This is a genomic window from Pseudomonas sp. MD195_PC81_125, assembly GCF_014060985.1.
GTDB classification, from domain to species: domain Bacteria; phylum Pseudomonadota; class Gammaproteobacteria; order Pseudomonadales; family Pseudomonadaceae; genus Aquipseudomonas; species Aquipseudomonas parakoreensis.
On sequence record NZ_JABULD010000719.1, the window covers coordinates 1 to 12,202 of the forward strand.

At 53.6% G+C, this 12,202-nt stretch carries 12 protein-coding genes; 9 read left to right on the top strand and 3 right to left on the bottom strand.

Annotation, left to right across the window (positions count from 1 at the left end):
• The 5 genes from HT737_RS28405 to HT737_RS28420 all read left to right on the top strand — a co-directional run.
• Nucleotides 1-658 (top strand): transporter substrate-binding domain-containing protein (locus HT737_RS28405; RefSeq protein ID WP_182404477.1); only part of this gene is annotated, 658 nt, incomplete at its 5' end.
• 83 nt (nt 659-741) lie between these two features.
• Nucleotides 742-1,311, top strand: a complete 570-nt coding sequence (locus HT737_RS32090) for a hypothetical protein (protein ID WP_306287294.1) — start codon at nt 742-744, stop codon at nt 1,309-1,311.
• A complete protein-coding gene (locus tag HT737_RS32095) occupies nt 1,308-1,784 on the top strand; it encodes an amino acid ABC transporter permease (RefSeq protein WP_306287295.1) in 477 nt (158 codons plus the stop codon). Before HT737_RS32090 ends, HT737_RS32095 begins: the two co-directional genes overlap by 4 nt.
• Before the next feature lie 11 nt (nt 1,785-1,795).
• On the top strand, nt 1,796-2,563 hold the full coding sequence (locus HT737_RS28415) for an amino acid ABC transporter ATP-binding protein (protein WP_182404484.1): 768 nt from the start codon (nt 1,796-1,798) through the stop codon (nt 2,561-2,563).
• A 1,021-nt stretch (nt 2,564-3,584) separates the two neighbouring features.
• Complete coding sequence (locus tag HT737_RS28420) at nt 3,585-3,953, top strand: amidase family protein (RefSeq protein WP_374011204.1); 369 nt, start codon at nt 3,585-3,587, stop codon at nt 3,951-3,953.
• 241 nt (nt 3,954-4,194) lie between these two features.
• Here the strand turns inward: HT737_RS28420 and HT737_RS28425 are convergent, their stop codons facing one another.
• Entirely contained in the window at nt 4,195-5,328 is a 1,134-nt protein-coding gene (locus HT737_RS28425; RefSeq protein ID WP_182404478.1) for an NAD(P)/FAD-dependent oxidoreductase, read from the bottom strand.
• A 182-nt stretch (nt 5,329-5,510) separates the two neighbouring features.
• Here HT737_RS28425 and HT737_RS28430 point away from each other — a divergent pair, with 182 nt between their 5' ends.
• Together HT737_RS28430 and HT737_RS28435 are read left to right on the top strand one after the other, a co-directional pair.
• Nucleotides 5,511-6,416: a LysR family transcriptional regulator gene (locus HT737_RS28430; protein WP_182404479.1), complete on the top strand. Its 906-nt coding sequence runs from the start codon at nt 5,511-5,513 to the stop codon at nt 6,414-6,416.
• A 155-nt stretch (nt 6,417-6,571) separates the two neighbouring features.
• Nucleotides 6,572-7,564 (top strand): MBL fold metallo-hydrolase, encoded by a 993-nt coding sequence (locus HT737_RS28435; RefSeq protein ID WP_182404480.1) that lies wholly within the window; start codon nt 6,572-6,574, stop codon nt 7,562-7,564.
• A gap of 69 nt (nt 7,565-7,633) precedes the next feature.
• On the opposite strand, the gene HT737_RS28440 is transcribed toward HT737_RS28435, so the two are convergent.
• A complete protein-coding gene (locus HT737_RS28440) occupies nt 7,634-8,560 on the bottom strand; it encodes a LysR family transcriptional regulator (RefSeq protein WP_374011205.1) in 927 nt (308 codons plus the stop codon).
• 151 nt (nt 8,561-8,711) lie between these two features.
• On the opposite strand from HT737_RS28440, the gene HT737_RS28445 reads away from it, so the two are divergent.
• Nucleotides 8,712-10,022, top strand: coding sequence for an MFS transporter (locus tag HT737_RS28445; RefSeq protein WP_182404481.1), 1,311 nt, complete (start codon nt 8,712-8,714; stop codon nt 10,020-10,022).
• Nucleotides 10,023-10,087: 65 nt separating this feature from the next.
• Nucleotides 10,088-11,272, top strand: a complete 1,185-nt coding sequence (locus HT737_RS28450; RefSeq protein WP_182404482.1) for a M20 aminoacylase family protein — start codon at nt 10,088-10,090, stop codon at nt 11,270-11,272.
• 47 nt (nt 11,273-11,319) lie between these two features.
• Here HT737_RS28450 and HT737_RS28455 read toward each other — a convergent pair whose 3' ends face one another.
• The gene (locus HT737_RS28455; protein WP_182404483.1) at nt 11,320-12,201 is read right to left on the bottom strand and encodes a LysR substrate-binding domain-containing protein; all 882 of its coding nucleotides are present in this window, start codon (nt 12,199-12,201) and stop codon (nt 11,320-11,322) included.
• Nucleotide 12,202 lies beyond the last annotated feature (1 nt).

The following is a 12,202-nucleotide window of genomic DNA, read 5'->3' on the forward strand; positions in this document are numbered from 1 at the left end:
AGTTGCGCGTGAAATAGCCAAACGGATTGGCGTCAATGTACGTTTTGTCACCCCAAGCTGGGATGTTATCACGGCTGGTAACTGGCAAGGCAGGTGGGACCTTTCTGTTGGTTCTATGACCCCAACTGCTCAGCGTCGACGAGTACTAGATTTTCCAGCTATTTATTACTATGCACCCGGTGGTATAGCTGTTCACGCAAAGAACACAACTATTCAGTCCGCCTCGGATGCCAGCGGGAAAAAAGTTGGTACCCAAGCGGGTTCGACATATGAACAGTACCTCCTTGGAACACTAAATATCGACTCAGATGGCCAAGTCCCTTTTATGTTTCAAGTGAAAGACCCTGTCATGACGACATACGAGGGAGAGGCTACGGCACTGGATGATCTTCGGTTAGGCGATGGTGTTCGCCTTGACGCAGTAGTTGTTTCACAGCAAGCAATTCTGGGTGCGATAAAATCAGGCTATCCAATTCGTCAAGTAGGTGGTCCTCTATTTTATGAGCCATTAGGTGTGGCAATTGAGAAAGGCGACCCCGAACTTGTTGGTCATATCCAGCAAGCGGTTGACTCGATGAAAAAAGACGGCGTGCTGAAACAGCTCTCGGAGAAATGGTTTCACGCAGACTATTCATCGACTATACGTAGTGACAGCTAACTTAGTGTGTCGATCAAGTAATTTATAATGCTGACACCAACAAAGTGCTCGTCAGTATCTTTGTTGGTGCGGGAGCTCCTGAAATGTCAATTAAAACAATACCTAAGGATTCACAAGTGTTTTTGCCTCTCGATGAACAATGTGCGCCACTTGTGAAGCCTGTAAGCTCAGAATCACGTCGAATTAAACGCGATATAGTCTGTGGAGCTATTTTACTTTTGCTCGGTGCATTTGCCTTGTTTAGCAAGTTTGAAATTTCCGGCTGGGCTGGAATATCTTACAAGACGCTGCTGGGTACACTCCTTTTGTTTGGTAACTGGCTAATTATCCGTCGGACCCCATTTCGACTTGCAGTAGTTTTAGTATGGCTGGAACTGGCGCTCCTGTTCGTTCTCTTTTGTTCCTCTTTTGATTTTGAACCAGCGTACGCGCTGCAAAAAGCGAAATCGATTCTTGGTTTTGAGTTAAAGGATGGATTTTTACAAGGTGCAGCTCTGACTCTTTTTATATGTGCAGCTTCGATTGCGCTTGCAATGGTTCTTGCGCTATTAGCTGCACTGGCCAAACTTTTTGGAGACGGGTTTACATATGGCATTGCGTCTTTTTTACATTTCGTTTTTTTCGAGGAACACCACTTCTACTTCAAATATTGATCATTTATCTTGGCTTGCCTCAGGCAGGGCTGACAATTCCCGCAGTCCCCGCGGGGATTCTCGCATTGGCTTTGAATTACGGTGCTTATATGGCTGAGATTTTTCGTGGTGGGATCACTGCTATTCCTCGAGGACAATGGGAGGCTGCTGATGCTCTTGCACTAGGAAAAATGCAGGTTCTTCGGTGGATTGTTTTGCCACAGTCGTTACGACTTATCGTCCCTGCTACGGGTAATCAGTTTATTATGATGCTTAAGGATAGTGCGCTCGTTTCAGCAATGGGTGTTTGGGAGATGATGTATCTGGCACGGGCAATCGGCCGCGCAGACTTCCGTAATATGGAAATGCTAATCACGGCAGCACTTATATACTGGATTATGTCGGCGATCCTTGAGGGCTGTCAGGCGCGTTTGGAGCGGAGATACTCGCGTGGCATTAGGTCATCGGTTCCTGCTCGGGCTGGAGGTAAGTAATGAAAAACTCTATGATTCAAACGAATGGTAACATCTCTAGTTCCAAGAGTGTTGTTCAACTGGAAAGCGTATCTAAATGGTACGGTAACTTTCGTTGTTTGGATAATGTTCAGTTTAACGTAACACCTGGTGAGCGGATTGTCGTTTGCGGCCCTTCTGGCTCTGGTAAGTCTACGTTAATTCGTTGCATAAACGGTATTGAAGGTCACGATAAAGGGATAGTCAGGGTGGCTGGCTATGAGTTAACGCGAGACCGATCGACCTTGGATCGTGTTCGTCTAGAAGTCGGTATGGTTTTCCAGCAATTTAATTTGTTCCCCAATCTTACAGTCTTGGAAAACTGCACTATTGCATTGCAGAAAGTCAAGAAAATGTCCAAAAGAGATGCCGTGGAGCTGGCGGAATTTTATCTTGCTCGTGTACACCTTCCTCATCTGGCTGATCGTTATCCTGATCAACTTTCTGGTGGTCAACAGCAACGTGTAGCCATTGCTCGTGCCTTGTGTATGAAACCTCGAGTAATGCTTTTCGATGAGCCTACTGCTGCGCTGGACCCTGAAATGGTTCGTGAAGTCCTCGATGTGATGACTGAGGTGGCGAATGAAGGTATGACTATGATTGTGGTCACCCATGAAATTGGTTTTGCCCGTTCTGTTGCATCACGAGTGGTGTTTATGGATGCCGGACGGATAGTAGAGTCAGCTTCACCTACTGAGTTCTTTGATGCACCTAAGTCTGACCGTGCTCGCACATTTTTGCAGCAGGTGATTCGTCACTGAGTTCAATCTTTCTTGCTCAAGAGATGTTTCTCACATCAAAGTTCCCAATGTCTAAGGTGGCAGACAGCTGTTTTTTAAGGATTTTATGGGTGGGGCGTCTCTTTGAGCGGAAATCGTACGCAGTATGACCACAACGCATACACGGAACGACCACTTCCGCCTTTCGAATATAACAACTCGATTATGACGCAAATATAAAATCATGCGGTCAAGGTCAATTCCTGCTTTTGGTCGTTCTCTGCCGATCATGGTTACAACGCGTGTTGGTCAAATCCGATGCAATCGTTGGTCAGGACGAATGCAAGTGAGTGGTCGGGTCGAATGCAAACGGGTGGTCAAGTGGAGCGCAATTTCGGAGCTATGGGCTCCCAGGCCCTCGTGATGATCCGCAGGACTTGTTGTGAGCAATTACTCAGCTAACAATCGTCAGCGCTGCGCGCCGACAGTGCATCAGCGCGTTTTTACACACTCTGGGCCGACAGCTGCCGATCACCAAGATACCCGGCCGGCGATAGGACTCCTTTTAACTAGAAACAGTTAGCAGCTCCCTAGGAGCGGAGCTGTATGGTTTTTTAATATGCATCTGGAAAGATTTGAGGTTGGCCATAATTTCACTCATCGCGGGTCCTCCTGCCGGTTTAATAGTGTCGATCTACTATTGGCGTAATGTCGACGTTGTTATCACCGTCAGATTATTTTCCGGAATCATTTCTCTATAGTACATAAGTACATATGGTGGCCTCGAGTGAATTGAAATGATGGTTAAGGGGTTGAGGTTGCTGTGCTTCCGGTTGCCTGCTTTTCAGAAGCCGAGCATCTGCTGCTGGCCGGTCGGCGCGGAGTTGGATCGACAGGCCTAGCAGGCGGCGCATCTGCTATTTGGCTAGGCGCTGCAGGATACGGCGGAACTGGTGCCGCTGGCGGCCGAAATGAAAGACGCGTTGCTGGTGCTGCTAAGCACCGAAGCCTTCGATGTGCATGCCGAGCGCATGCAGATGCACCGCATACTTTCGAGCATGAGGTGCGCGAGCGTCTCGAAGTGTCGCGTGAAGTCAGGGGCTGGCAGTACATCCGCGCACAGGCGAGCCAGGTACCGCTCAAAGCGGCGATGGCGCGCGTGTTCGAGCACTATGACTTCCTGGTCTCGCCGAGCGTGCCAATTACCGCGACAGCCGTCGATGCGCGCGAGCTCCGGGTGGGCGAGCAGGACATCGATGTGCGCGCCGCACTCCTAGGCCACAACAGTGCCTGGAACCTCATCGGTTTGCCTGCGATCAGCCTGCCGGTGGGGCTGGTTAGGAAGATGCCGGTGGGGGTGCAGGTGATTGGCGCTGCAGGAGAGAATGATTGCTTGTTGCGGGTTATGGCGCAGCGATTCGTGCGGGCTTAATGGGTCGGCGAATCGTTTGGTCACCACAGGCCTCCATCGTCACCCACCACCCGGATCGCAGCTCGCGTTGCAGGTGTCTGCGTCCTAGCTGACTGTCTGATTTAGACCTTCGCCAGAGCCTGAGCCGAGTCGGTGTGCAGGTCCTCGACACCCACCGACAGACGTACCGGCGTATCGCTGATTCCAAGTTGGGTTTCACTCATTGACTGAAGTCTGGAGCAGACTTCAGTGAGAGCGGTCATTAGCCCGGCAAATACTGGATGAACAGGTCAATCAGGCCCTGCGGTGAGTTGTCGTTGAAAAACAACTTGAGGTTTCTGTCCGTTTCCGCAGCAGTCTCTGCACTGCGGGGGAAGAGTTCCTTTTCATACGCGATCAGCGCGGTTTCGACACTTCCGGGGTTGGCGACAATGGCCTCGCCCAGCAGAGCACCATCGTACATTGCGAGGTTGGCACCTTCGCCAGCAAACGGCGACATCAGGTGCGCAGCATCGCCAAGTAGTGTCACTCCGGGGACGCGGTCCCATTTGTGCTCGATGGGGAGCGCATGGATCGGGCGAAGCACAGGGTTAGTATCACCATCGGTGATCAGCGCTGTCAGTTCCGGTGCCCAGCCATCAAACTCGTCGGCGAGAAGGGCCATGGCAGCCATTGGATCGGAGAGATCGAGGCGAGCGAACCAGTCTTCAGACCTGTTTAGTGCTACGTAGGTTTGCAGGGTTCCGTTCGGGTGGCGGTGGGCAAGAATGCCTTTATTAGGTACCACCGCCATCAGGGTGCCATCACCAACCAATTCTGCGCTGGCTGCGTAGCGACTGTTACCGTCAAACAGGAATGTTTCGATGAAGGAGATGCCAGCGTATGCAGGTTTTACTTCGGAAAGCAGTGGGCGAACTCTTGACCAGGCGCCGTCGGCACCCACCAAAAAGTCGGTAGTCACGGTTGCGCCGTTAGCGAAGGTCAGCCCATGCCGCCCGCCGCCGAGCGAGGCAACGGCAGTGAGCTTGTGTCCCCAGCGAATCGTATCGGTAGGCAGTGATTCAAGCAGAATTCTGCGCAGATCTCCGCGCTCTACCTCAGGCCGAGCGCCTTTATCCGCGCTGGGCCAATCAAGCAAGAGGTTGCCGTGGTGATCGCATATCCGCTTCGCATCAGCGCCCTCGATTATGATGCCGAGAAACTTGTCGTAGAGCCCGGCTGTCTTGAGCGCGAGCTGGCCGTTGTATTCGTGAATATCGAGCAGACCGCCTTGGCTACGCGCTTTTGCCGACGTTTCCGCCTCGTAGATGGTCGCCGCGATACCGTGGACATGAAGCACCCGCGCGAGGGTCAATCCACCGAGCCCCGCACCGATGATCGCGATTGGAGTGTTCATGTTGATACCTTTGTGAGTGAAGTCCGCGGGGATTTTCTATCACAGCCAGTCCCGGGGGCCATTCCCGGCGATGGAGACAGCGCTTAAACTCGCTCAAAGATTGTCTTTACTGGAAGGCCATTTATGTTTGATATGAGTTATGACGTCGCGGCCGTTTTGCTTTGGGGGACGGATCCAACCAAATGAATCTGACTGGACACAACCTGGCGCTGCTCACTTCCCTGAGTGTCATGCTTGAGGAGAAAAATGTTACTCGAGCGGCTGCAAAGCTGAATTTGACGCAATCGGCATTATCCGCGCAGCTGTCTCGGCTGCGTGATCTGTTCGGCGATCCTCTACTCATCCCTGCGCAATCCGGAAAAGGCATGGTGCTTACAGCGCGCGCCGAGCATTTGCGCCAGCCACTGCGTCAGGCGTTGCAGGTGTTGGAAGTCGTAGTTGGTGATGTTCCTGTGTTTGATCCCGCCAAGTCAGATCGGACATTTGTAATTGGCGCGAACGATAACGCCGCCGCGATCATCGCCCCCCGACTGCTTCAACTCGTAAAGGCCGCGAGCCCATCGGGCATTCGTGTTTCGATACGTGCGATCGACCCGACCCACCTTGCTGGACAGTTGGAGAGCGGCGAGATCGACGTCGCATTAGGCTCGCGTAGCGCTGCGGTCAACCTGTCCCACGAGTTGTTGCTGCAGGAAGACTTCAGGATGGCTCAGCGAATGGACCATCCCCGTGGGACCGCGCCACCTACGATGGATGAGTACCTGCAACTGGAACATGTGGTTGTATCGGGCGCGGCGAATGGTTTCCATGGTTTTATCGACGATGTACTCGCAGAGAACGGCCATTCGCGTCGCGTTGGGGTATCCGTGCCGTACTACAACATCGTTCCCTTGCTGCTCCAGAACACAGACTTTGTGTGTGCGCTTCCCTCCCGCTTTCTGAGTCGCTACCAGTGTTCGCTGGCGTCCCTTCCTCTGCCGTTCGAGGTACGGAGTTTCAATTTGTTCTCCACCTGGCACGCACGCTTTGACAAAGACCTGGCACACAGTTGGTTCCGCCAACAACTCAAACTCAGCGCTCTTTCCTGACGCGTAGGACTCGCGCTGCGACCCCCTTGGGACGGAGAGTGACAGGTTGTTGGCAGATATTTACTGCTCTCATGCCTGGCATGCGAAGTATCGATTTCAAAAGTAAAAATCCCTTGAATAGGATGCCTTCGATTCCAACTGACGAAAGACGTCCTATGAACACGAATACGTTTACCCGAGCCCTGAGTTCTACCGCCCTTGCCGTCGCGCTGGCACTGGGCGCCGTCGGTGCCCCGACGATGGCCTTCGCCGCCGCGCCTCAGGTCAAGACCCAGGCGCCTGGCTTCTACCGGACGATGCTGGGAGACTTCGAGATTACGGCGCTGAGCGATGGGACCATCGATGCGCCATTCGACAAGTTACTGAGTGAGCCGGCAGCAAAGACCACCGCTGCGCTGCGCAACGCCTTCCTCGGCGTGCCGACCGAGACTTCGACGAATGCATATCTCGTCAATACCGGCGAGAAACTGATCCTGATTGATACCGGCGCAGGCGCGCTCTTCGGACCTACGCTGGGTAAGCTGGCGGCCAACCTGGAGGCTGCTGGCTACAAACCTGAGCAGGTCGATGACATCCTCATCACCCACATGCACCCGGACCACGTTGGCGGCCTTGTCGCCAAGGGTGCCATCGTATTTCCGAACGCCACGATCCATGCCGACCAGCACGACGCTGATTACTGGCTCTCTCAGGCCACGCTGGATAAAGCCTCGGCCGACCCCAAAAGCTTCGTTCCGGAATTTGTGAAAGGTGCGATGGCGTCGCTCAACCCGTACATCGCTATAGGAAAATTTCAGCCTTTCCACGGCAGCGGGGAAATCCTCCCCGGCATCAAGGCCTGGTCCAGCTATGGCCATACCGTCGGCCACACAAGCTACATCGTCGAGAGTAAAGGGCAGAGGATGATCGTCGCCGGCGACCTTATCCATGCTGGCGCTGTGCAGTTCACCGATCCGTCGGTGACCATCGGCTTTGACACGGACAAGAAGGCCGCCTCGGCTTCCCGCGAGACAGTGTTCACCCTGGCAGCACGGGAGGGCGCGCTCGTCGGCGCCGCGCACATCTCGTTCCCCGGCCTCGGACATTTACGTGCGCAGGGTAAATCGTGGTTGTGGGTGCCGGTAAACTATTCAACCGAGTTGAAGTGATCTAAACGCGCTCCGTCGCCACAACGCTGTTGTTGAGGTTGTGGCGTTTCTAAAGTAAAAAAACAGCGCTCAAGAACAATGGAATACGGCGTTTGTATTTAACATATCCAAGAGTCGCTCCGCAGCAATCGACAGTTGCCGGCCAGCCCGGACCATCAGGTGAGCTTCTGCACTTTCGAATACCTCGTTCTTGGTTCTGAGCGCCACGAGTTGGCCTTCTGCGACCTCATTGGCAACGGCGTGCGCGGACAGAAAGGTGACCCCGAGGTGTGCCTTGACGTAGCTTTTCAGTGTGGCGATCGAATTGGTGACCAGGCTGGATTCGAATTGAATGCGATCGGAATATTCCGCCAACTTCACGAGGTTGCTCAAGCCGAAGCCTCTGGACATAAGGCCAACGGGGTAAGGAACCACATCGCTCAATGCCAGTGGTTGCTTTTTTTGGGTGAGTGGATGACCTGGCCAGGTAATCACGCACATGGGTTGCTTGCGCGTCATGACGGTACGAACTGCTGGGTCGATAGGCGGGCGAAAAGCCAGGCCGATATGCGCCTGATCATTCGCGAGCATGCGTACGACGTCCACCGCATTGGCGAACTCCAGGGTAACGACCAGTTTAGGGTACTGCTGGCAAAAGTCCTGAAGCACCCAGCGGACAAGCTCTTCGATGAATCCTTCGCCTGCCACGATATGGATTTCGCCTCTTTCCAGGCCCTTCAACTCGGAAATCTGAGTCAGCAGCAGCGCCTCGCTTGAACGCCTTTCACGGCAATGGTTGATCACCAATTTGGCGGCTTCCGTGGGAATGATGCCTCGGCCGTGACGTTGTAAAAGTTGCACGCCCAACTCGTCTTCCAACTGCTGGATCTGTCGGCTGATCACCGAAGGTTCGACGTTCAACCGATCCGCTGCGCCGCGAATGGAGCCGACCTCCGCGACTTCTGAAAAGTAATGAAGGCGCCTTTCATTAAGCCCGGATTTCTGCAAAGTAGTCACCTGCTGTCTGTTGACTTAAAAGCAACGCTCGACGTGAGGTATTGCTATTGTTTGGAGTTTTTCCTCTCCCCATACTCGTTGTCAATGGGCAGCGCCAGGCGCATTCCATCCACACAAAAAGAATAAATGCGGTATTCATGAGGACTCCCCAATGGCTCAAGCAGACATGCTTGTCACTTCGATTCCCCCCAATGACTTGGTTTTGCGCCAGGCCTATCGGAAAATCAGTTGGCGCCTGTTGCCGTTCCTGTTGTTGTGCTACGTGCTGGCATATCTGGACCGGGTCAATATCAGCTACGCCAAGCTTGCGATGCAGCAAGAGTTCGGCCTGACGGATGCCGCTTATGGCTTGGCCGCCGGGATTTTCTTCATCGGCTATGTGATGTTCGAAGTGCCGAGTAATCTCTGGCTTGCTCGAGTTGGCGTACGCAAAACGCTGAGTCGCATCATGTTCCTGTGGGGCGCCACTTCAACCGCGATGTTGTTTGTGCACGACACCACCAGTTTCTATGTCCTGCGGTTTTTTCTTGGCGTCTTTGAAGCCGGATTTGCACCGGGAATGATCCTCTATCTGACGTTCTGGTTCTCAGGTAAACGTCGGGCTCAAGTCATGGCGTGTGTGCTGCTGGCAGGCCCCGTTTCGAATATTATCGGCGGGCCCCTATCGGCCTGGATCATGGGTGCGTTCGCCAATACCCATGGCCTTGCAGGCTGGCAGTGGATGTTCATCCTTGAAGGCGCGCCCTGCATATTGCTCGGTATAACGGCGTACTTCTTTTTGAACGACACTCCCGCGCAGGCTAAATGGCTGACTGCAGAAGAAAAGAAACTGTTGGCTGATGATCTGGAACAGGTGCGGGCGCTAAAGCAGCATACATTCGCTGCAGCCCTCAAAGACTGGCGTGTCTATTGGATGGCCCTGATTTACTTCTGTCTGATCTGCGGCCTGTATACGGTAAGTTTCTGGCTGCCGACCTTATTGCGGGACGCCGGAGTAAAGGACATTTTCGAAATTGGTCTCTATTCGATGATCCCTTACATCGCCGCCATTATTGCGATGTTGGTGAATGCGCGAAGTTCTGATCGTCTTAGTGAGCGACGCTGGCATGGTGCCGTGCCTGCATTCCTGGGGGCTATCGGTTTGCTGTTGACGGGTTTCAGTGCGGGCAACCTCACGCTTGCGCTGGGCAGTATCACCCTCGCGACGCTTTCGACTTATGCCGCTTACGCCGTGTTTTGGGTACGCCCCACCAGCTATCTGAAAGGCACTGCCGCCGCCGGTGGAATTGCCTTCATCAACAGCATTGGTGCCTTCGGAGGGTTCGTCAGCCCTTCGATTATTGGCGGATTGAAGACCTTTACCGGTTCGTTCGTCGAAGGCATGGCCGCAATGGCCACGCTGTTGGTGATCGGCGGGATTTGCACCCTTACGTTGCGTTTGCCAAACCAGGCGACTGACTGATACCCCCGGTTCATCTCGCGAGTAATGCTTTACAACGTCCACCTCATTGTTGGGAATTCACTGTAATGAAGACTGAACTTCACTATTGCGAAGTCGAGGACTTGCGCCCTCAAACTGCTGAACTGACACGTATCCGCCATCATATTCACCAGCATCCGGAAATGGCGTACGAAGAGTTTCAAACCTCGCAGCTGGTGGCTGACAAACTTCGGGCATGGGGCTTCAGGGTCACGGAGGGCGTAGGAGAGACAGGGGTGGTCGGCAGCCTGACCGTCGGCTCAGGTAAAAGTATTGGCATACGGGCAGATATGGATGCGCTGCCTCTGACCGAGCAGACCGGCCTGCCTTATGCCAGCGTCTATCACGGAAAAATGCACGCTTGCGGACATGATGGCCATACCACAATGTTGCTGGGGGCGGCCGAGTACCTGGCGCGTACGCGTAACTTCAACGGAACAGTGCATCTGTACTTCCAACCGGCGGAAGAGAAAGGCTTTGATAGCGGTGCACAACGCATGGTGAACGATGGTCTCTTTGAGCGGTTTCCCTGTGACGCGGTATATGGGTTGCATAACCATCCTGGTGAAGCTCCGGGGACGTTCCTGTTTCGAAGCGGAGCGTTCATGTCGGCCAGCGACAAAGTGGCGATTACTGTCCACGGCATGGGTGGTCACGCGGCTCGCCCACATTTGACGGTGGACCCCGTAGTGGTCGCGTCGAGTATGGTTATGGCACTTCAGACCATTGTCGCCCGCAATATCAATCCTATCGAGCCTGCGGTGGTGACCGTCGGATTGCTACAGGCGGGTGTTGCCAATAACGTGATTTCCAACACCGCCTACCTTGAACTCAGTATTCGCTCATTCAGTACGCAAGTCCGGGAGCAGTTGAAAGAACGTATCGAAGCCTTGGTGCATGCCCAAGCTGCCAGTTATGGCGCGACGGCGACGATCGACTATTTGGCCGGTTATCCCGTGATCAATAACAACGTTGCGGAAACCGAGTTTGCCTTGCAGATTGCCCGTGAGCTGGTAGGTGATGAGCATGTGATTGCCCATGCGGATCAACTGATGTCCAGTGAAGACTTTGCCTACATGCTTGAGCAGCGTCCGGGCTGTTTCCTCAGATTGGGAAATGGCGTTGGCGAGGATGGTTGCATGATTCATAACCCGGCGTATGACTTCAATGACAAAAACTTGCCCATTGGAGCCGCTTATTGGGCGAGGCTGGTTGAGCGCTATCTGAGCTGATGCTCATTGGAGCAGGGCCGCACATCCTTGATCGGTCCTGCTCCCGCTTAATACGCCGAACGCGGAATCATGGACATGAATTCCGACTTGAAGATGTTTTCCATAATCTGCATGAAGTCCGAAGCCAGCTTGGATCGTTGCTGATGGCTGGGGAATACTATGGAAATCTCGAAGGGAATGGTTTCATCCAGTTTTCTAAAGGTAATCCCCGGGTATTTCGAGTAGGAAGCCGTAAAGGGGTCGCACACGGTGAGCCCGAGGCCACCTGACACCATGCCGCAGGCGGAGTGAGCGGCGGTGGTTTCGACAGAGGACAGGCTGACGATACCGCGCGCTTCCATTGCTGAAGTGATACGGCGCTGTAATGGGTTATTGGTGTTCAATGAAATCAAGCGGCGTTCATGCAAGTCATCAAGTGTCACTACTTCTTTACTCGCCAATATATCGTCAACAGGCATTACACAGACGGCATTGATCGGGGGCAGGGGGATCGACTGAATCCCCGGATACTCACCTGACGGTACCTGGACAAAACCTATATCAATCTGGTTTGCCGATGTCAGCTCCATAATGCCCAACGAGTTGCGAACGTCCAGAGACGTCCTGACCTCGGGGTGTTTTCGAGCAAAACGACATACGCCTTCGGCTACGACACTCAACCCGAGCGTGCTCATTGAGCCAATTCTCAATGTACCTGTGCGTAGCGTCACCAAGTCTTCCGCAATGCGCTCAATGCGTTCGATACCTTGATAAAACTTGTCGACTTCAGAGTACAGGAGCTGAGCTTCCGCGCCTGGAATAAGGCGATTGCCTTCTCGGCGGAACAATCGAAGCGACAGTACGACTTCGAGATCGCGTATGAGCCTGCTGACAGCGGGTTGGGTTATCTGTAGCGCTTCGGCGGCGATGGTCATGCTACCGGTGAGCATG

Excerpts from the sequence above, each read along its gene's own strand:
- HT737_RS32090 (WP_306287294.1), top strand. The coding sequence starts at position 742 with ATGTCAATTAAAACAATACCTAAGGATTCACAAGTGTTTTTGCCTCTC.
- HT737_RS28415 (WP_182404484.1), top strand. The coding sequence starts at position 1,796 with ATGATTCAAACGAATGGTAACATCTCTAGTTCCAAGAGTGTTGTTCAA.
- HT737_RS28425 (WP_182404478.1), bottom strand. The coding sequence starts at position 5,328 with ATGAACACTCCAATCGCGATCATCGGTGCGGGGCTCGGTGGATTGACC.
- HT737_RS28430 (WP_182404479.1), top strand. The coding sequence starts at position 5,511 with ATGAATCTGACTGGACACAACCTGGCGCTGCTCACTTCCCTGAGTGTC.
- HT737_RS28435 (WP_182404480.1), top strand. The coding sequence starts at position 6,572 with ATGAACACGAATACGTTTACCCGAGCCCTGAGTTCTACCGCCCTTGCC.
- HT737_RS28445 (WP_182404481.1), top strand. The coding sequence starts at position 8,712 with ATGGCTCAAGCAGACATGCTTGTCACTTCGATTCCCCCCAATGACTTG.
- HT737_RS28450 (WP_182404482.1), top strand. The coding sequence starts at position 10,088 with ATGAAGACTGAACTTCACTATTGCGAAGTCGAGGACTTGCGCCCTCAA.
- HT737_RS28455 (WP_182404483.1), bottom strand. The coding sequence starts at position 12,201 with ATGCTCACCGGTAGCATGACCATCGCCGCCGAAGCGCTACAGATAACC.